We start from the raw sequence: 19,122 nt of genomic DNA on the forward strand, positions 1-19,122 counted from the left end.
CTCCATTTTATTCGTCGTTATCATCATCTTTCGAAGAAAGACGATGGGCAACCGTTTCTGGCTGTACTGCAGACAGAATGACATGATCACTATCCGTAATAATTACGGCACGAGTACGTCTTCCATACGTTGCATCAATTAGCATATGACGGTCTCTTGCCTCTTGTATAATTCTCTTGATCGGCGCCGATTCCGGACTTACGATGGATATAATCCGGTTGGCCGATACGATGTTACCGAATCCAATGTTAATGAGTTTGATTGCCATAATCAGGTTCTTCCCCCTATACATGCGACTCTTCTGCCGAAATATGACCGTTCATTCGATATTCGCTGCTTGCTCGCGAATCTTCTCCAGTTCCGCCTTCATCTCGACAACACGGTTCACTAGAGCCAAATGGTTGGCTTTTGATCCAATCGTGTTAACTTCACGATTCATCTCTTGAATTAGAAAGTCCAGCTTGCGTCCCACAGGTTCCTCACTCTTCAGCAGTTCCCTGCTCTGTCCGAAGTGACTGAGTAAACGCGTAAGCTCTTCTTCTATGTTAGAACGATCGGCAAACACAGCAATTTCCATACCCAATTTATGCTCATCAAAAGGGAAAGAGCCTTCCTCCTGCATTTCCGTAAGCCTTTGTCTTAGCTTGTTGCGGTAATCACTTACCACAGTAGGTGCAAGAGTAAGCATCTCGGTATGCAGTGACTCCAGTCGACTTATCCGTCGTTCCAGGTCACTGGCCAGATGAAGACCCTCGCGAGCGCGCATCTGTTCCAGACCGGACAGAGCTTCTTCAAGCCCCTCCTGCAGAACACGTTCCCATTCGTCCTTCTGTTCTTCCGTCAGGAGATTAACCCCTTCTGAATGAACCATGACATCTGGCAACGAAAGTATGTCCATAATGGTCGGCTTGCCCTGCATCCCATACCGGGTCTCCAGCTGCTCTGCAGCCTGCAGATAGGCTCTAACCGCCTGCTCATTGAGCACGGCAGGCAGAGCCTGGTCTTCATCTTTTTCTTTCATTACATAAACATCAATCCGCCCGCGTTTCAAGCGGCTCTGTACCATTTTCCTCAATCCGTCTTCATAACATGTCCACTCTTTCGGTAGACGCATCATCACTTCACAATAACGATGATTGACCGATTTGACTTCCAACTGTACCTTATAGCCTCCAAAATGAAAGGCGGATTGACCGTATCCGGTCATACTGAATGACATCGGCATCACATCCGTTACACTATTGTAATTGATTATTAGGGTTGAAACAAGTAGGACATTGGTGCTCTGACTTCTCCCACACATATTGTGTAAGTTCCGCCGTCATGTTGTAGAACATAAATGGCGTCATCAGATAGATGCCTTTAAAATACGTGGTGGCTACATCCAATAGTTCCTTGGCGATTTTCACGCCCATCGCGCGGCCTTCTTCGCCTTCCAGACCAGCCATACGTGACCGAACCTCATCCGACAGCTGAATTCCCGGCACCTCATTATGGAGATATTCCGCATTTCGTCCACTTGCAAGCGGCATTACACCAACGAAAATAGGGATTTCCAGATGTTTGGTCGCTTCATGCATTGCCACAATTAATTGTGGATCGTAAATCGGCTGGGTCATGATGTAATCGGCGCCGGAGGCGATCTTTTTCTCCAAACGTTGGACGGCTTTGTCCAGATGCTTCACGTTCGGATTGAATGCAGCTCCAATAACGAATCCGGCTTTTTGCTTAAGTGGTTTACCTGAGAAGGCTACACCATCGTTCAGTTGCTTGATCATCCGAATAATTTCGAAAGAGGTTAGATCATATACCGAGCTTGAACCCGGGAGGTCACCGAAACGGGCTGGATCTCCAGTTACTGCGAGCACATGATTAATTCCCAGCGCATCAAAGCCCATCATGTGGGATTGTGTACCGATGAGGTTACGATCCCGGCATGCAATATGCACAAGCGGACGCAATCCCGTGCGATCTTGAACGAGATGTCCCAGAGCCATATTACTCATCCGGGTAACTGCAAGCGAGTTGTCAGCGAGTGTTAGTGCGTCAGCTCCTGCTGCTTTGAGTATCTCGGCACCTTTCATGAATTTGGCGATATCCAGATCACGTGGCGGGTCAAGTTCAACGATAACCGTATGACGTTCCTTCACCAGATCTACAATTGTAGGTTGTCCACCACGACCTGCACGTTCATCTACATTTTCATGTAGAACAATACGTGGTTTGGAATCCGTTAGGTCAGGCTGGACAATTGGAGCAGCTTGATAGTCGGTCAAGGCTCCAGCCATAGCAGCGATATGATCCGGCGTTGTTCCGCAGCAACCACCGATAATTCGAGCACCCAGATCGGCAAACTGCACTGCTGTCTGACCGAAGTACTCTGGAGTTGCACCATAACGGAATTCACCATCTACGTAATCTGCTGCTCCTGCATTAGGATAGACGGACATTGGAATACCGATCTGCCCAGATACCGTTTCCATCGCACGCATGATACCGTTAGGACCTGTTCGACAGTTGAAGCCAATCACATCGGCACCTTGTTCACGCATAATTCGGAACGCCTCAGGCATTGTATATCCATCCAATGTATGACCAACATGCTCTACAGCAAATTGTCCAATCACAGGTAGGTCACTCAGCTTGCGAGTCTGCAGAAGGGCAATGTCCATCTCCTCAATATCATAGAAGGTTTCAAGTAGAATACCGTCTACCCCTTCGTCAAGAAGTGCAAAAATCTGTTGCTCGTAAAAGCGTTTCAGCTCACTTGTAGATACATTCGTGCGTTTCCCCCCGCGAATTGAACCTACAGCACCAAGTACATAACCTTGGCTACCTGCCACTTCCTTGGCGATGCGTACACCAGCCCGGTTCACACTCTCAACCTTAGATTCCAGGCCAAACTTGGACAACTTATCATAATTGGCAGAGTAAGTGTTCGTCTCGAATACTTCTGTACCTGCATCTCGATAACGACGATGTACATCAGCCACCACTTCAGGTGAAATTAAATTCAACTCTTCATATGAAATGCCTACCGGGAATCCCATTTGATAAAGGAATGTTCCCATCGCCCCGTCTCCCACGAGAACCCGCTCCTGCATTACGCTCCGTAAATCCGCCTTCATCCCATTTCCTCCCGCCTGGCTGTGATCAATTTCATACTAATGTAACACAAAAAACGCTAAAAAACGAAGGAAAACACAGGTTTTTTCCCGAATCATGATGATATATGTTCTGTCCTGCATGTTCTCATGTAATGTATGGCTGAACATATATACCCAAATTCTACTTCTGTAACTAAAAAAGAGAGGCTCACAGGCCTCTCTTGACTTAAATCTCCGTTTTACGAGGTGATCCCTTTGAAAACAACTTCTGCAGGCCCCGTCATATAAACGTGGTTATCTGTTTCATTCCACTCAATGTGCAAATCTCCACCTTTGAGGCTAACGACAGCTGTACGGTCGGTGTGTCCGTTCAGAACAGACGATACGAGTGTTGCACAGGCTCCTGTTCCACAGGCCAGCGTTGGACCCGCTCCACGTTCCCACACACGCATATCTACATAACCGCGGTCATGCACAGTTGCGAATTCCACATTAATTTTTTTGGGGAACATCGGATGTACCTCCAGTAGAGGTCCCCATGTCGAGAGATCAAAATTCACAGCATCTTCTACATAAATAACAGCGTGTGGGTTCCCCATGGATACGGCGGTAAACTTGAATTGTTGACCATTCGCTTCAATGGAATGATTAACCACAGGGTTTGCATCCACGGTCGTTGGAACTTTAAGCCCGTCCAGAATCGGCTCACCCATATCCACACGAACCGTCTCTACCTTACCATCACGAATGTTAAGATTAACCGGCTGTACGCCAGCACCAATCGTTTCAATTGTAATATTCTCTCCGGATACATGACCGTGATCATACACATATTTTGCAACACATCGAATGGCATTACCACATTGCTCCGCTTCGGAACCGTCTGAATTCATGATGCGCATCTGAAAATCTGCTTTCTCGGAAGGCAGTATATAGACGAGCCCATCCGCACCAATTCCGAAGAATCGGTTACACCATTTCACAGCCAATTCTGGCGCATCTGCGGGAAGCTTCTCTTCTCCAAATACAACGATAAAGTCGTTGCCTAGTCCGTGCATTTTTGTAAATTCCATATGATCTTCCCACTCCTTTTGGCAGTCTGCTGCCAAAGCGTTTATTCATTTCAAGTTATGTTTTTTGAAAAGTCAGGCTCTCATGACTGGAAGAAGAGATGAAGCTCCGCTTCCAAAAAAAAGCTATCCTGCAAAATGGCGAAGCCGTTCGCTTCGACGCATTTTGAGGATAGCATAACGAAATTGGGAAGTAAAAGGTATTGATTTTATGCAGAAAACTTTGTACTTTTCGGAACGAAGCCACCAGGTCCAATACGGCGACGGTTGCGACGGCCTCCCCACACGCTGCCTGCTCCCATAAGGAACGTAGGAATTCCAGCAGCAACGATACAGATCGCCCATTCACGCAAGCCAAGTGGTACCGTTTTGAAGATCGGTTGCAACGGCTCTACGTACATCACAACAAGCATCAGCACGACAGATGAAATGACGGCAAGAACCAAATATTTGTTTTGGAGCGGATTCCGATGAAAAATGGAACGTGAGCTTCGGCAGTCAAAGACATGGATCAGTTGAGCCAGAACCAACGTCGCAAAGGCAACAGACTGTGCCTTAATCAGTTGACCCGGATGATCCGGAGCAGCTTGTAATGTGAGCCAGAAGGCTCCAAGAGTACATAAACCGATCAGGACACCACGACTTATAATTTTCCAGCCCAATCTACGGGCAAAAATATTTTCCTTCGCACCACGTGGCTTGTGCTCCATGAGATCCTTTTCTGGCTGATCCACACCCAGTGCCATAGCTGGCAGACCATCCGTCACAAGATTGACCCATAAAATCTGAATGGGTACAAGCGGTAAAGGTAGCCCCATCATCATGGCGAAGAACATGGTCAATATCTCACCCACATTGGAGGCAAGCAAGTAACGAATAAATTTACGAATGTTCTCATAGATGTTACGCCCCTCTTCAATAGCAGCTACAATGGTTGAGAAGTTATCGTCACTCAATATCAGGGCAGAAGCTTCTTTGGTTACATCGGTGCCGGTAATACCCATCGCGATACCGATATCTGCCGCTTTGATCGCTGGAGCGTCATTAACGCCATCCCCTGTCATCGCAACGACATGTCCTCTCCTTTGTAGTGATTTGACGATGCGTAATTTATGCTCAGGAGATACTCTGGAGAAGACATAAATGCCCTCAACGTGTTTGTCCAGTTCGTCATCCGTCATGCCCGCCAGCTGAAGACCACTTAATGACTTTCCTCCTCGCGGAAGAATGCCGAGTTGTTGTGCGATTGCTTCAGCGGTTGTACCATGATCCCCCGTGATCATCACCGTTCGTATGCCCGCTCTGCGGCAGGTGGCAATAGCATCCCTCACTTCACGGCGCGGTGGATCAATCATGCCTGCTAACCCTACGAATACAAGCTGGCTCTCCGCAGCGTTCTCATCTTCGACCCTTTCTTCTGGTCGTACTTCACGATAAGCCATGCCAAGCACTCGAAGTGCGGAAGCAGCCATATTTTCGTTCGCAGCCATGACCTTCTGCCGTAAGGTTCCTGTGAAGGGCACTACTTTGCCCTCCCAGAGGATGTAATTACATTGTCCAATTAGGACATCAGGCGCACCCTTGGTGTAGATCATTCGTCCGCCCTGATGATGAACAAGAACTGACATACGCTTCCGATCAGAATCGAAAGGAAACTCTTGCTGACGTGCGTATAATTCTTTGAGCCCGTTAGGTGTTAGTCCCATTTTAGAAGCCAGTGTAACTAGTGCGCCCTCTGTTGGGTCACCTTTCAGTTCCCAGACTACACTTTGGTCAGTGACGGTATCTTTCTTCGTTTCTTTGCCTTTTTTCTTATTGCGAAGCTCGTCTCCTCTATTCTCAACAATACTTGCGTTATTACAGAGAGCGCTAATCTGCAACAGGCGTCGCAACGTCTGGTCACTCTTCAGATCAACAGGACGCCCATTCTCAAGCATCTGTCCTTCTGGAGAATATCCATCCCGGTCACCTTAATCCCGCGACCCTCTAACCAGACATCTGTCACCGTCATTTTGTTTTGGGTGAGCGTACCTGTCTTATCTGAACATATGACTGATGCACAGCCTAACGTTTCAACAGAGGGCAATTTGCGAACGATGGCTTTTCGCTTGATCATACGCTGCACACCTAACGCCAGAGCAATGGTAACAATCGCGGGTAATCCTTCTGGAATTGCGGCAACCGCAAGGCTGACGCCAGCGAGAAACATACCTACAGCCGGTTGCCCATGAAGAATACCTGCAACGACAACCATGACGGTGAGCCCAAGTGCGACGAAAATTAGTATTTTTCCCAACTGTTCAAGCCTGTGTTGTAGTGGTGTTTCCTGTTCATCGGTATTCTGGATCAGATCAGCAATTTTGCCCATCTCGGTATCCATACCCGTACGAATAACAACCCCTCGTGCTGTTCCGCGTGTAACCATCGTTCCCATGAATCCGATGTTCTTCTGATCTCCGAGCGGCACATCATCAGCGGCAATAGGCATACAATGCTTGCTTACAGGTACGGATTCACCTGTCAGAGCGGATTCTTCCACATCCAGACTGTTCGTTTCCAACCAGCGCACATCGGCAGGAATACGATCCCCACTTTCAACAAGCACAATATCACCAGGCACAAGCAGTTTAGCCGCAACCTGAATCTCTTGTCCTGATCGAAGTACTTTCGCGGCAGGAGCTGATAATTGCTTCAGAGCACGTAGAGATCGCTCCGCGCGAAATTCCTGTACAAATCCCAAAATAGCGTTTAGCACAATAATGGCCACAATCGTTACCGCGTCCAGATACTCTCCCAGTAGTCCGGATACCAGCGTTGCTCCCATCAACACCAGCACCATAAAATCCTTAAACTGATTCAGCAATAATGTGATTGGAGATATGCGTTTTCCTTCGCTCAGTTCGTTTGAACCGGCAACTTTCCTCTTCTCAGTTACAGCTTCGTCCGTTAATCCCTCCTGCGGGCTAACGCCAAGAGTATTACGCAGCTCTTCATCACTTAGCTGATGCCACTTGGTATGTTCCATGCTTCAAGGTTCCCTCCCAGTCTGTATTTCATCTGCAAAACTTGCTCACATGCTTCACCGGCGCGCTGGTCGACAGGCTGTACACTATGCCGGACAAACTACCTAATCTATATGTATTCGGACAGGACCTTGATTAGCACACGGAAGGTGAATCCTTTCCCTAAGGGGCATAATAGGCTAAAATAAAAGTCTGTGGTTATATACGCAACCAAGTTAAGCGTTCCATAGGTAAGTAACAGAAAAACTACAACCGCCCTATCTTTTGTATACATAGCCCGGTTGCTCGTTTCAGTTAAAAAGGTTGTTCAAAATTTGGTCTTTTTGAACCCGCACTTATAGATGTAGCATCTGGCATGAAGCCAGACGCTCAATAGAGAGGAAGTGGAATAAATGGCACTCGACGGCATTGTAACCCGAGCCATTGTTCATGAACTGCAAGGTTGTATCGGCGGACGTATTAGTAAGATCCACCAGCCTAATGGTCATGATGTTGTGCTCACCCTGCGTGCTCAGCGCGGAAACAGCAAACTGCTTGTATCGGCAAGCCCAACATATCCCCGCGTGCATTATACGGAAAAGACGTTTCTGAATCCTACGGAAGCACCGATGTTCTGCATGTTGCTTCGTAAGCATTGTGAAGGGGCAATCATAGAGAACATTCGTCAGATCGGCATGGAGCGTATCATCCACATCGATGTGCGGCAGCGCGACGAATTGGGAGATGTTTCAGTTAAACGCATCATCATTGAACTTATGGGACGGCACAGTAATATCATCTTGCTTGATCCCATTACCGAAACTATTCTAGACGGTATTCATCATGTCACTCCGTCCATCAGCAGTTACCGGGTGGTCATGCCTGGTTTCTCGTATACTGCACCACCAGAACAACATAAGAGTAATCCGCTTGAAATCAGCACAACGGAATTCCAGAACAGCTACACCGCCGCCGAAGAGGATGCTTCACGCTGGCTCGTAAATGCGTTTAGTGGTCTTAGCCCACTAATTGCAGGTGAGATTACTGCTCGGGCAGTTGCTGCTGACAGCGAAATGCCAAGTTCAACCGAGGGTGAGAGCCGTATCGAGGCGGAAGCGCTATGGATTGCTTTTGAATCCGTGATGGGACTCGTTAAGGACAATGTCTATACCCCTGTCACCGGCATGAACGCCAAGGGCAAAATGATCTTCTCTGCCATCCAGCTTCAGAGCATCCAGGATGGAGAGAAAACGTACGATACGATTAGCAAATGTATGGAAGATTACTACGGAGATAAAGCTGAACGGGATACCGTGAAGCAAAGAGTGAGTGACCTGCTCCGCTTCCTGCAAAATGAACGAAGCAAAAATATCAAAAAGTTAGACAACTTGAATAAGGATTTGCTAGAAGCGGATGATGCCGACAAATTCAGACTGTGGGGGGAGCTTCTATTTGCCTCTCTGCATCAGGTTAACAAAGGCGACAAAACGGCTCAGCTTGTGAATTTCTATGATGAGGATCAAGCGACCATTACGATCCAGCTTGATCCGTTACTTACACCATCTGATAACGCACAACGTTACTTCAAGCGCTATAACAAGTATAAGAACAGTCTAGCTGTCATTCATGATCAGCTTGGAAAAACGAAGGACGAGATCGCTTATCTCGATAACCTGCTGCAGCAGCTATCCATCGCATCCATGAATGACATTGAAGAAATTCGAGATGAGCTTGTGCAACAGGGATACCTTCGTGACCGTAACAAAAAGGGCAAAAAGAAAAAGAAAAATGATCGACCTACTGTACATCAGTTCACCTCCTCAGAGGGGATTGATATTCTTGTAGGTAAGAACAATTTGCAGAATGAATATGTGACGAATCGTCTTGCATCCGCTAATGATACGTGGCTGCATACAAAAGACATCCCGGGTTCACATGTTGTCATCCGCAGCACAGACTTTGGCGAAGCTACATTGGAAGAAGCCGCACAGCTTGCAGCCTATTTCAGCCAAGCCAAAGAGTCTAGCAGCGTACCTGTGGATTACACATTTATCCGTCATGTTCGTAAACCGAGCGGTGCCAAGCCTGGTTTTGTCATCTATGATCATCAGAAAACCTTGTTTGTTACACCCAACGAGGAACTGATCAAGAGTCTGCCTTCCACCATCAAAAATGGATAGATCATTTCTCATCCGATAAATGTGTAAATAAAGACAAGCAATCCCCTGACCATCGCATGGTTCAGGGGATTTTATTTTGCAGGAATGGACGAACTTACTTATCAATCCATATAAACATCATTGCATTTTTATTCATTAAACTGTATTATAATTCAATTAATATGATTATCTTATCGAAAAGAGGATTATTACATGACTACTATTATCAGAACTACACAACCTAAGGATTTAATCCCACTTACTGCACTGATGCATGAATATGTAGTAGGATTTTATAACAACCTTTGGCCTGGTGACGAAGCTATCCAACTTTTGATCAACAACCTGCTCAATCATCAGATCGGGGTTCAATTCGTGGCGGAGCAAGATAATCAACTGATTGGATTCTCCACATTATATTTTACCTACAGCACAATGAAAGCAGAACGTGTAGCGATTATGAATGATCTTTTTGTTGTAGAAGCATTCCGAGACAGCGAAGTTGAAACTAAATTATTCGAACAATGTCAGCAATATACGCGTGAACACGGGTGCCCTTATATGTCCTGGATCACAGCAGAAACCAATGTACGCGCACAGCAATTATTCGAACGTCTTGGAGCAACGCGTGGTGCATGGGTGAATTACTCAATCACATAATTCTATGAATCAAAAAAACATGTGAGCACGATGGGTTACCCCCTCATGTTCACATGCCCTACAATGATAATTTAATCTGACTACCCATCTTCGGAAAAGAGAAATCATTTCTACGTTGTTCTTAGGCTCTCCTCTCTAACCAACGATCAAGGCTCCCTATTGCGTCTCGCTGCTGTTTGCAGGCTCTGCAACACATCAACTGTGACCGACTTGCTGCCAAGATCCCCATGGAAAACCACACCTTGTCTCACACCGTGATAATCCGACCCTCCGGTCTGAATCAAGCCAAATTCTTGGCCAAGGTCTGTATACTTGCGCTCCTCTGCCAAGTCATGATCCGAATGGAATACCTCAATGCCGTCTGGTTTCGAGTTCTGAATGATCTCCCGCACAAGCTCATCATTCTCATACAAACCAGGATGCGCAATAACAGCCGCTCCGCCTGCCTCTCGAATCCATCGACACGCTTCCTCTGGGGCAACCCGCGGGACTGACACAAATCCCGGCTTTCCTTCTGCCAGATAACGATCAAATGCATCACGCATATCCGTCGCATATCCTTTGCTTACTAGTACATCAGCCATATGCGGTCTGCCAATGCTCTCATCCGGCTCCAGCGGACGTCCGAGTCCTTCAATTACGTCCTGCCAGCTAATCGCGAGTCCAAGCTCTTGCAGCTTGGCAATAATCCGCTGGTTGCGCTCCTCGCGGGCTTCCCTTAAGTTTCGCAAGCGCTCCAGAAACGTCTGATCCTCTATATTTACATAATAGCCAAGCACGTGGATGTCTTTTCCACCCGCACGAGTACTAATTTCAACGCCAGCTACAACCTCAATTCCGAGTTCTTCCCCTGCACGTAGCGCTTCAGCAACACCGGCCACCGTATCATGATCCGTAAGTGCCATTGCCGCCAAACCTTTATGTTTAGCAAGCTCCACATTGGCCGTGGGTGACTGCATCCCGTCAGAAGCTTGGCTATGAGTATGAAGATCGCAACGTCCGTTAGGCTGATTCATCAAGAATGACTCCCTTCGATATGGCTTGAATTATTGTTGTAACTCGACCTGCTCCTGCTCACGCAAATAGTTTAGAAAAGCTACCGCTGATAAGGGCAGCAACGAAGATTTGAGATGAATCGCATAGAACTGACGTTTGAATTCCAGTCCACGAATATCGACGATATGAACCAGTCCAAGCGCAATTTCGTGTTGAACAGATGACGGTGATAACATCGTTATGCCCACACCCGCCTCAACGGCTGATTTCACCGCACCTGTACTACCAAGCTCCATGACTACATTCATGTCCTGTGGGTCTATTTTTCTTTTCTGCAGCTGATCCTCCATCACTTGCCTTGTCCCCGAACCCTTCTCCCGCAATACAAACGGATAGGACATTACCTCTTCCAGCTCAACCTCACCTCGCTGGGCAAGAGCATGACCCGCTGGTACGATCAGCTTCAGCTCATCCCGCATCACAGGCTCCACAATCATATCTGGATGATGAATAGGTGCTTCGATCAAACCAAAATTTAGCTGGTGCTTCAGGATTTCATCCATAATTTGAGTTGTATTCATGACTTTCATTACGATTGAAATATCCGGATATTGACGAGCAAAAGGTCCTAGCATCCGAGGCAACACATACTCACCAATTGTCAGGCTTGCTCCAAGCTGTAATCTACCCTGAAGCTTTTGTGTGAAAGCAGACATTGCTTCATCCGTGTGTCTAACCAATTCTACACTGCGTTTCGCATGAGGTAGCAATGTCATACCCGCCTCAGATAATTCTATTTTTTTGGTGGAGCGGTGAAGGAGCTTGGTACCAAAGTAATCCTCCAGCGACTGAATCTGCATCGTCACCGCAGGTTGAGTCATATGTAATGCCTGTGCAGCCGCTGAGAAGCTCCCCTTCTCGGCAACTGTATAAAAAATGTGTAATTGATGAAAATTCATATCTTCGCCCCTCTTCTGTACACTACCCTCATTGTATCCGATTTCGTGAATTCCAACAAAAAAAGCATGCAGCTTGTCTGCATGCCATGTAGCCTGAATCTATCATTTAAGAAAATGTGAAATCTCCCGATATCACTTATGCTTGCGACTGTTCTTGACTAGAGTCATCCGTCTTGAATGTCGTAGCCACGAATAATACGATTTCAAATCACGTAGCTCAATGGTCTCTGACATACGACCCAAAAACGTAACCACAATCATTTTGTGAAGTGGATTGCCAGCAATGTCATATTCCCCTTCAAGCTCGGAAAATTCAGCAACAACAACCAGATCTTCATCGATGAGGTATACGTCCTGCTCATTACGGTAGTATGGTGTAATACGATCCTGCTTCAGACACTCCCATAACCATGCCGCAATATGGTCATCATCATTACGTGTCGGCTCAATGCGATCTGCATACCGCATCTTGGCATGATGGGTAATGACGATGTCTGCCACTTTTTTGTCTCCAAGAGCTACGAAAAACGGCTCGTAGGTGCTCCAACGTTGCATCACCTTATCACGCATGGGAATCACTCTCCACCAGATAGGACTTTCTATCTATTTATTACCAAATATATTACAACATAAGTCCCGCAAGCTCAAGGTATATGTTAAGATTTTTTCACAAGACTTGTTATGATGTCATATTGAATAAAAGAGCGACTCCGAGGAGTCACTCTATATACTAATTGCACCACGAATCGTGGCAATCCGTTTGTTTTGCGACCATAATTGGGCATTTAGATGCCGTAATAACTTGTCTTGTCCATTGTTTTACTTGCGTACTCCGTTTTGATCTCATTCCGATAGGAACGTTCAATTTTGCGCACATAGGAAAGTCGTTTCACATTTTTCATCGTATCTTCAGCACGTTCTGCATTAACATACATCACAACATAATGCATACGACGGGAGATGTAATGAACAGTGCCATACTTTTCTAAATTACGAGCCGCTTTCAAATCACTTACCCAAATAATGAATCCTGTCCTTTCCGCAAACATCTTCTTCCCCCGCCTTTCAATCATGGAGACCGGATGCTCCCGCAGTCCGGCCTAATGAATTTAATTAAACGTCACTTTAACCGCAGCTGCATTTCCCGCCGCTCCCGCAACCACCTTTGGGATTCGGATCATTGCTTGGAACTTTAATCGTAGTAGACACAGCATATGCAATCGTCTCTGACATCTGATGCAGCATGTCATCCAGCGCTTTCTCAGCCTGCTTGAAGCGTGCTACCGCCTCGAAACCCTCTAGTTCTAATTCCAACGCTGTAACCTGATCCTTGGCTGCATGGAAGTCTGGATGAAAATGCCCAAAGCGCTGGGTTTCCTCGAATAGCTCTTTCTTGGCATCCAGCTTGCGTATACCGGCTTGAATCTCCGGGTTCGTCTCAACTTGCTGTTTCCAATATAAATAATCCGATACTTCGGCAGATTGGTTAATCATGTCGCCTAATTCATATGCGCCCGTTAACACTTGGGCCATATCGACCGTGTTCAGTTCCGCTACGCTCATGAAATTCATCCTATCTATATATAAAGTTCTACGTAAAGTAGATTACATTATCATAGCATATCCCCGATTAGTTAAGAAGCGTTTTTCCTGCAAATAGAAAACAAGGTAACGCGGAGGGTTATGCTAATCAAAGTCTATTGCATGTTGTTTATCACACTCTTAGTCCCTTACTAAGTGGCACTTCGTTCATGATCAGGAACAATTAAACGTATGTTGCCCCAGTCTCTTGGAGAAAGAACTTGCCGTTCAAAGACATTCTCACCGAGACTGGATGTCACCCAACCCGATAACATCCAGTCACCATGACCCTCAATCCGATCCGGTATGATGTAGACTATATCTTCATTTCTTTTCAACTCTAGCTTTGTCTGCCATTCAATCGCCTTTGAGGCAATTTGCCGAACGGTTGATGCGTGGTACTTACGCCATTCCCTATGCCACATTTCAGGAATATCCTTATAGCCAGGCCAAAGTTCATCTAATTCTGTGCTCACATGTGATTCATCATCTTCCTCGTAAGGCGTCTCCGCTGTGTGTATGGTACCCTGACTTCGTACATTTAGATTTATGACTAATTCATCGGCTCGATGCGACGCTTCTAAAGTGGGTTCACTTGGGTTAGGCGCTTTAGCTAGATGGTCTTCCGGCACTTGTCCCCATTGCTGCAGCGCCAAATGTACATGCTCTGGAATGCCAGTCATGGCATGATTATTCAAGAAAAGAACGATCTGATCCAGTGTAAAGCCAATCCTTACTGCTTTCATTACCGATTCCTTTGTAAGTCTGTAGATACTCATTCTATCTCGAGTCACAAGCTCAGCACATAGCTCCAATCTCCAGCGGACATGAGGTGGAGCTTCGGGGGAAGCAGAATCTCAAAATCAGGCTGTATAAATAGTCCAAATTTCTCTTTATCTAATTTTTCATCATATATCGGATCACCCGAGCAGCATAAATCGGCCGGCTTAACTAACCAACGATAAACCACTTCGCCTGTAGCATCGTGACCTACTTCACCGAATCCCAAACCTACAAGCGCTCGGAGCCAACTTTGAACAAGATGTAGAGGCGATAAACTCTTTGGATTGGCATTATCGCATCTCAATAGATCTTGTTCTTCGACCTGCACCTCGTCCCTCCACGGGAGCAAAGATCTTATAGGAAACCACTCATTTATTGCGGGCGCAAGAATGAGCAATCGGGATCGAAAATGCTGAGCATAAGGTTCGGACATCCCGTAACGCTCTGCACAAATGTTATAAATTTCACAATACATAGATGACCAAGATCGATTAATCCAGGCTTGAAGTCGTTCATTGGATATGTACACATGTGTATCACTCTTTTCAAGCAATCCCAATCTCAAAAGCAAATCCAACGCAATAGCGATATGAACAGGATATCCCTCTTGATCATCATCATGAATATGCAGTCCTTGAAAATGGCTTTCGTGCAGCGCAGTAATGCTACATAATTGCCGAAGCGTTCTTTTGTGGATCATACCTTTACTAGTTAATGGCAAGCCGTCATGCATTATCCATGCCATGAGATGAAGAAATTCAGCAGCAATATCTACTTCGGCCTCATGAAGTACCTGAATGTGATTCCTGGTTATCATATGAGATTTCCCAATATGCCGCGCTTCTTCTGACCCATCAGGTGTGTGACCAGCGCCAACTTTAATGGCAAAAACTTCAGTCAATTGCGGAAGCAGAACATTGGGAATATAGTACAGATGCTCCCCCAGGTTTTGCGAGTCGTTTTGATCCAGCCCTTCTGCCTAAGACCGATCAGACCCACCCTAGCTTCGGCACCACTCAATCCTTCTGTTACCCACACTGCGGAAGAAAACTTCGGAGAGATAAAGGCTCCAGCATGCTGCCGAAAAAGGGTACTTAGTACAATTTGCTCCGCACGTGATAGAAGCTCTGTACTCCAGTGTACTTGTTGCGTATTATTATTCCGCATTGGATGGTGTACTCCTTTCACGAACAACCGCATATTCATAACCCTGTTCCACCAGAAACATCTGACGTCGTAACGCAAACTCTTGTTCTTTGCTATCCTCGGATACAAGCGCATAAAAATAAGCTTTATTATCTCCTGGCTTAGGTCTTAGAATTCGTCCCAAACGTTGTGCTTCTTCTTGCCTTGAACCGTAACTACCCGATATTTCCAAAGCAACAGCCGCATCAGGCAGATCAACAGCGAAGTTCGCTACCTTAGAGACCACAATCGTTTGAATTTCCCCGCGCCGGAATGCAGCAAACCATTTCACTCGTTCTTGCTGTGACATTGTACCAGATATGAGAGGTGCCTCAATTTCCCGGGCAATGGTCTCCAGTTGATCTAAATACTGCCCGATGACAAGTGCCGGAAGACCTCGATGGTATTCTAAAAGCCTTCTAATCACATCTAATTTAGCTGGATTCTCAGCAGCTAGGCGAAACTTGTGCTTCCCTTCGGCTTCCAGATAGGTCGATTTTAAATCAGAGGGCAATGGAATCCGTATTTCCTGACATTTCACATCTGCAATCCAGCCCTGATGTTCTAGCTCCTTCCATGGCATGTCGTACAATTTTGGGCCAATCAGCGAAAAAACGTCTTGTTCACAGCCGTCTTCTCGAACCAACGTTGCCGTCAATCCCAGTCTACGCGTCGCTTGAATATCTGCTGTTGCTCGGAATACAGGTGCTGGAAGCAGATGAACCTCATCATAGATGATCAGTCCCCATTTCCGTTCACTCAGCAGTTTGATATGGGTAAAATCAGCATCCTTGGACTTTCGATGGGTTAGAATCTGATAGGTAGCCACAGTGATTGGCCTCACCTGCTTTTTCTGACCTGAATATTCGCCGATGGATTCTCCCGTAATCGTTGTCTTACGCTGTAGCTCATCAACCCATTGTCGCACCGATGTTGTATTCGAGGTCAAAATAAGACACTCACATTGCAGTCGTTCTAACACGCCCATGCCAATAACCGTTTTGCCTGCCCCGCAAGGTAATACCAGCAGCCCACTTCCGCCCATTCCTTCGCTGCCCTCGAATGCTTCTATCGCCTTTTGCTGATAGGAACGTAGCTCAAACGCTTCATCGTTGTCTGCCTGTTTCCAGTCAAACTGAAACTGTGTCCCTTGACGATAACCTGCATAATCAAGAACCGGATAGCCCAAGCGTGTGAGTTCCTGTTTCAACAATCCACGCTGTTCTCCCCGCACGATGAATTCTTCAGGTGCAGCACGCTCCATTCGAAAGGCCGCAACTGTTTTCATCGTGGATAATTCATTCAACAGCTGCTCATGGTCTCCAACTAGGCGCATATTCTCCTGATCTTGATCCCACTGCAGCTTCAGTCTGCCATACTGCTCAACGATTCTCCGAATATCTTGTATCAACGCTACTGGTACCGTCCAACGGGATATAGACTCCAGGCTATGGATAATGCGATCCACATTCCAACCAATGGCCGCCGCATTCCATAGAGATAAGGAAGTCATCCGATACGTATGGAAGCCAGCAGGTGTTTTAACGAGTTCAGCATACACACTGATCTGTGATCTAGCTTGTTCAAATTTGGGATGACCTACTTCAAGTAATAAAGTAAAATCTCGCTGGACAATACAGGCACCTGAGATTTCCATTACACACGCCTCCTAACTGTTAGTCTGTTCGTTGCTGAATAGGTGTAACACGCATGACAAAAAGCCCAGTCCCGGTAAGCTCCGAAATTGAACCATATGAACCTACTAACGATCATGTTCATCAAATAAAAAAAGAGCATCCTATGTTAAAGGATGCCCAATGAATTGGTTAATCATTCTATAAGTGCGTGTTCAAAAAGGACCGTGGACTTTTTGAACAACCTCTATAATTCAGCCGTATAGCCTGTCGCCATAGCAATAAACAGCTTAACTGCATGCTGCATCGCATCTTCATCAAAGTCAAACTTCGGATGATGGTGCGGGTAGATTGCGCCTTTATCTGGATTGCCTGCACCAACAAACATAAAGCAGCCAGGAATCTGTTGTAAATAATAAGCAAAATCCTCTGCAGGCATGATCATCGGTGAAGCTTGCACATTTTGTGCGCCAAACACTTGCACCGCTTCTTGGAAGAACCGCTCTGTTTCCCGTTCATCATTGACGACTGGCGGGTAACCCATAATATATTTAATATCCGTCTTAGCGCCATAGGCTGCTCCCGTCTGAGCCACCATGGTGTGGATGCGTTCTTTCATTCCCGATCGGGTCTCTTCATCAAACGTTCTTACCGTGCCGCTCATTTTACATGATTCCGCAATAACGTTCTGTGCAGCTCCAGCTTGCATTGTGCCAATCGTCAGCACTGCCGGACGCAATGGATCAACGGAACGACTAACCACCGTCTGTAATTGCATCACTAGAGCTGAGCCTGCCACCAAACTGTCAACGGTTGACTGCGGCATGCCGCCATGACCGCCTTTGCCTGTGATCTCAATATAGAAATCATCCGCCGCGGCCATCATCGGTCCCGCTGTACTCGCTGCAACACCTACAGGTAGAGGAGTCCATAGATGAATACCATAGATGACATCTACTCCATCGAGAGCACCGTCAGCAATAACTTGAACAGCTCCGCCAGGCAGTAACTCTTCTGCAGGTTGGAACAAAAACCGAATCTCCCCTTTGATTGCTGCCTTATTACGACTGAAATACAATGCTGTTCCTAGCAAAATAGAAACGTGTCCATCATGACCACATGCGTGCATGGCTCCATCTTTTCTAGAAGCATATTCTACATCCTTCTCATCTTGGATAGGTAAAGCGTCCATATCAGCTCGAAGCATAACCACAGGGCCTGGCTGATCCCCTCGGATCGTCCCGATAATTCCATGCCCTCCCACATGACGCTTCACTTCCACGCCAAAGCTCTCTAACATATCTGCTACAAATGATGAGGTCTTCTCCTCTTGAAAGGAAACTTCAGGATTGCGATGAAGATGACGGCGCCACTCCACCATATGGATTTGCAGATCATCCCACCATATATTATTTGTCATATTTCCTCATCCTTTCGCTCTGGATCGGTACTTTCATCAAGCCCGAACCTCTCACTTCAAACCTATTGCAGTATATTGTAGCAGAATTGGAAGAAAACCGATATGAACGAGCCCTTGAAAGCTTGCACGGGAAGGTGAAACATACTATCATAAACTAGAGAAACAACGAGAAATTATACTCGGAAGCTTATGAGGAGGATCAAACGCTTATGATATTTGAGAATACAGGCTTAGATGGCTTGAAAAGCGACTTGGCATACCTGGATGAGAGCGCCGAGAAAGTCGGATTTGTCCGGTGGCAATGGGAGTATTACCGTGCTACATATGACTACAAAATTGAAGATGAACTAACTAAATCGGAATACTTTGTACGTATTAATACCCGTGTGTTGGATGGCAAGCTTGAAAAACCAGATTCTGTTCTTTCCGTAGAAGCAGTCTATCTTGGAAAAGCGACCTTCCCGCATGGTCTGGATTATGACTCTACCGTTCCACAGCCAGTCGTGAAGCTGGCCGCACAAAAATTACAGCAGCTCAAAGAACTGCTGGAAGCTTAGGTTGGGCTG

At 46.3% G+C, this 19,122-nt stretch carries 17 protein-coding genes and 1 pseudogene; 3 read left to right on the plus strand and 15 right to left on the minus strand.

All coding sequences use genetic code 11. From position 1 onward, the window contains the following. Positions 1 to 7 precede the first annotated feature (7 nt). The 5 genes and pseudogenes from remA to DMB88_RS31765 all read right to left on the minus strand — a co-directional run bounded on the left by remA (position 8) and on the right by DMB88_RS31765 (position 7,202). A complete protein-coding gene (remA, locus tag DMB88_RS19710) occupies positions 8 to 268 on the minus strand; it encodes an extracellular matrix/biofilm regulator RemA (RefSeq protein ID WP_006209218.1) in 261 nt (86 codons plus the stop codon). 51 nt (positions 269 to 319) lie between these two features. Beyond that, on the minus strand, positions 320 to 1,219 hold the full coding sequence (locus DMB88_RS19715; RefSeq protein ID WP_128102714.1) for a YicC/YloC family endoribonuclease: 900 nt from the start codon (positions 1,217 to 1,219) through the stop codon (positions 320 to 322). A 19-nt stretch (positions 1,220 to 1,238) separates the two neighbouring features. After that, positions 1,239 to 3,128 carry a bifunctional homocysteine S-methyltransferase/methylenetetrahydrofolate reductase gene (locus DMB88_RS19720; RefSeq protein WP_128102715.1) on the minus strand — a complete coding sequence of 630 codons (1,890 nt, stop codon included), beginning with the start codon at positions 3,126 to 3,128 and terminating at the stop codon, positions 1,239 to 1,241. Positions 3,129 to 3,346: 218 nt separating this feature from the next. Beyond that, a complete protein-coding gene (dapF, locus tag DMB88_RS19725; RefSeq protein ID WP_128102716.1) occupies positions 3,347 to 4,180 on the minus strand; it encodes a diaminopimelate epimerase in 834 nt (277 codons plus the stop codon). A gap of 206 nt (positions 4,181 to 4,386) precedes the next feature. Further along, positions 4,387 to 7,202: pseudogene (locus DMB88_RS31765) on the minus strand (calcium-translocating P-type ATPase, SERCA-type). A 390-nt stretch (positions 7,203 to 7,592) separates the two neighbouring features. Between DMB88_RS31765 and DMB88_RS19735 the strand changes: the two are divergent. Further along, positions 7,593 to 9,359: an Rqc2 family fibronectin-binding protein gene (locus tag DMB88_RS19735; protein WP_128102717.1), complete on the plus strand. Its 1,767-nt coding sequence runs from the start codon at positions 7,593 to 7,595 to the stop codon at positions 9,357 to 9,359. 192 nt (positions 9,360 to 9,551) lie between these two features. Continuing rightward, positions 9,552 to 9,998, plus strand: coding sequence for a GNAT family N-acetyltransferase (locus tag DMB88_RS19740; RefSeq protein ID WP_128102718.1), 447 nt, complete (start codon positions 9,552 to 9,554; stop codon positions 9,996 to 9,998). A 146-nt stretch (positions 9,999 to 10,144) separates the two neighbouring features. Here DMB88_RS19740 and DMB88_RS19745 read toward each other — a convergent pair whose 3' ends face one another. The 10 genes from DMB88_RS19745 to DMB88_RS19790 form a co-directional block, all read right to left on the minus strand. Beyond that, the gene (locus tag DMB88_RS19745; protein WP_128102719.1) at positions 10,145 to 11,014 is read right to left on the minus strand and encodes a PHP domain-containing protein; all 870 of its coding nucleotides are present in this window, start codon (positions 11,012 to 11,014) and stop codon (positions 10,145 to 10,147) included. A gap of 30 nt (positions 11,015 to 11,044) precedes the next feature. After that, positions 11,045 to 11,953 carry a selenium metabolism-associated LysR family transcriptional regulator gene (locus DMB88_RS19750; protein ID WP_128102720.1) on the minus strand — a complete coding sequence of 303 codons (909 nt, stop codon included), beginning with the start codon at positions 11,951 to 11,953 and terminating at the stop codon, positions 11,045 to 11,047. Positions 11,954 to 12,085: 132 nt separating this feature from the next. Beyond that, on the minus strand, positions 12,086 to 12,523 hold the full coding sequence (locus tag DMB88_RS19755) for a hypothetical protein (protein WP_056696348.1): 438 nt from the start codon (positions 12,521 to 12,523) through the stop codon (positions 12,086 to 12,088). 215 nt (positions 12,524 to 12,738) lie between these two features. Further along, positions 12,739 to 13,002, minus strand: a complete 264-nt coding sequence (locus tag DMB88_RS19760; protein WP_056696929.1) for a YlbG family protein — start codon at positions 13,000 to 13,002, stop codon at positions 12,739 to 12,741. A 76-nt stretch (positions 13,003 to 13,078) separates the two neighbouring features. Further along, complete coding sequence (locus DMB88_RS19765; RefSeq protein ID WP_128102721.1) at positions 13,079 to 13,516, minus strand: YlbF/YmcA family competence regulator; 438 nt, start codon at positions 13,514 to 13,516, stop codon at positions 13,079 to 13,081. A 170-nt stretch (positions 13,517 to 13,686) separates the two neighbouring features. Beyond that, on the minus strand, positions 13,687 to 14,313 hold the full coding sequence (locus DMB88_RS19770; RefSeq protein WP_254438264.1) for a hypothetical protein: 627 nt from the start codon (positions 14,311 to 14,313) through the stop codon (positions 13,687 to 13,689). 11 nt (positions 14,314 to 14,324) lie between these two features. Continuing rightward, on the minus strand, positions 14,325 to 15,134 hold the full coding sequence (locus tag DMB88_RS19775; protein WP_128102723.1) for a hypothetical protein: 810 nt from the start codon (positions 15,132 to 15,134) through the stop codon (positions 14,325 to 14,327). Between the two features lie 80 nt (positions 15,135 to 15,214). Beyond that, positions 15,215 to 15,484, minus strand: coding sequence for a hypothetical protein (locus DMB88_RS19780; protein WP_128102724.1), 270 nt, complete (start codon positions 15,482 to 15,484; stop codon positions 15,215 to 15,217). Then, entirely contained in the window at positions 15,474 to 17,159 is a 1,686-nt protein-coding gene (locus DMB88_RS19785) for a DNA repair helicase XPB (protein ID WP_128102725.1), read from the minus strand. The genes DMB88_RS19780 and DMB88_RS19785 overlap by 11 nt, the downstream gene beginning before the upstream one ends. A gap of 224 nt (positions 17,160 to 17,383) precedes the next feature. After that, positions 17,384 to 18,556: a M20 family metallopeptidase gene (locus tag DMB88_RS19790; RefSeq protein WP_128102726.1), complete on the minus strand. Its 1,173-nt coding sequence runs from the start codon at positions 18,554 to 18,556 to the stop codon at positions 17,384 to 17,386. A 209-nt stretch (positions 18,557 to 18,765) separates the two neighbouring features. Between DMB88_RS19790 and DMB88_RS19795 the strand changes: the two genes are divergently transcribed. Beyond that, a complete protein-coding gene (locus tag DMB88_RS19795; RefSeq protein WP_128102727.1) occupies positions 18,766 to 19,113 on the plus strand; it encodes a YugN family protein in 348 nt (115 codons plus the stop codon). The last annotated feature ends 9 nt before the right edge of the window (positions 19,114 to 19,122 follow it).

The organism is Paenibacillus sp. DCT19, assembly GCF_003268635.1.
Classification (GTDB): Bacteria; Bacillota; Bacilli; order Paenibacillales; family Paenibacillaceae; genus Paenibacillus.

Excerpts from the sequence above, each read along its gene's own strand:
- remA (WP_006209218.1), bottom strand. The coding sequence starts at position 268 with ATGGCAATCAAACTCATTAACATTGGATTCGGTAACATCGTATCGGCC.
- DMB88_RS19715 (WP_128102714.1), bottom strand. The coding sequence starts at position 1,219 with ATGTCATTCAGTATGACCGGATACGGTCAATCCGCCTTTCATTTTGGA.
- DMB88_RS19720 (WP_128102715.1), bottom strand. The coding sequence starts at position 3,128 with ATGAAGGCGGATTTACGGAGCGTAATGCAGGAGCGGGTTCTCGTGGGA.
- dapF (WP_128102716.1), bottom strand. The coding sequence starts at position 4,180 with ATGGAATTTACAAAAATGCACGGACTAGGCAACGACTTTATCGTTGTA.
- DMB88_RS19735 (WP_128102717.1), top strand. The coding sequence starts at position 7,593 with ATGGCACTCGACGGCATTGTAACCCGAGCCATTGTTCATGAACTGCAA.
- DMB88_RS19740 (WP_128102718.1), top strand. The coding sequence starts at position 9,552 with ATGACTACTATTATCAGAACTACACAACCTAAGGATTTAATCCCACTT.
- DMB88_RS19745 (WP_128102719.1), bottom strand. The coding sequence starts at position 11,014 with ATGAATCAGCCTAACGGACGTTGCGATCTTCATACTCATAGCCAAGCT.
- DMB88_RS19750 (WP_128102720.1), bottom strand. The coding sequence starts at position 11,953 with ATGAATTTTCATCAATTACACATTTTTTATACAGTTGCCGAGAAGGGG.
- DMB88_RS19755 (WP_056696348.1), bottom strand. The coding sequence starts at position 12,523 with ATGCGTGATAAGGTGATGCAACGTTGGAGCACCTACGAGCCGTTTTTC.
- DMB88_RS19760 (WP_056696929.1), bottom strand. The coding sequence starts at position 13,002 with ATGTTTGCGGAAAGGACAGGATTCATTATTTGGGTAAGTGATTTGAAA.
- DMB88_RS19765 (WP_128102721.1), bottom strand. The coding sequence starts at position 13,516 with ATGAGCGTAGCGGAACTGAACACGGTCGATATGGCCCAAGTGTTAACG.
- DMB88_RS19770 (WP_254438264.1), bottom strand. The coding sequence starts at position 14,313 with ATGAGTATCTACAGACTTACAAAGGAATCGGTAATGAAAGCAGTAAGG.
- DMB88_RS19775 (WP_128102723.1), bottom strand. The coding sequence starts at position 15,134 with ATGATAACCAGGAATCACATTCAGGTACTTCATGAGGCCGAAGTAGAT.
- DMB88_RS19780 (WP_128102724.1), bottom strand. The coding sequence starts at position 15,484 with ATGCGGAATAATAATACGCAACAAGTACACTGGAGTACAGAGCTTCTA.
- DMB88_RS19785 (WP_128102725.1), bottom strand. The coding sequence starts at position 17,159 with ATGGAAATCTCAGGTGCCTGTATTGTCCAGCGAGATTTTACTTTATTA.
- DMB88_RS19790 (WP_128102726.1), bottom strand. The coding sequence starts at position 18,556 with ATGACAAATAATATATGGTGGGATGATCTGCAAATCCATATGGTGGAG.
- DMB88_RS19795 (WP_128102727.1), top strand. The coding sequence starts at position 18,766 with ATGATATTTGAGAATACAGGCTTAGATGGCTTGAAAAGCGACTTGGCA.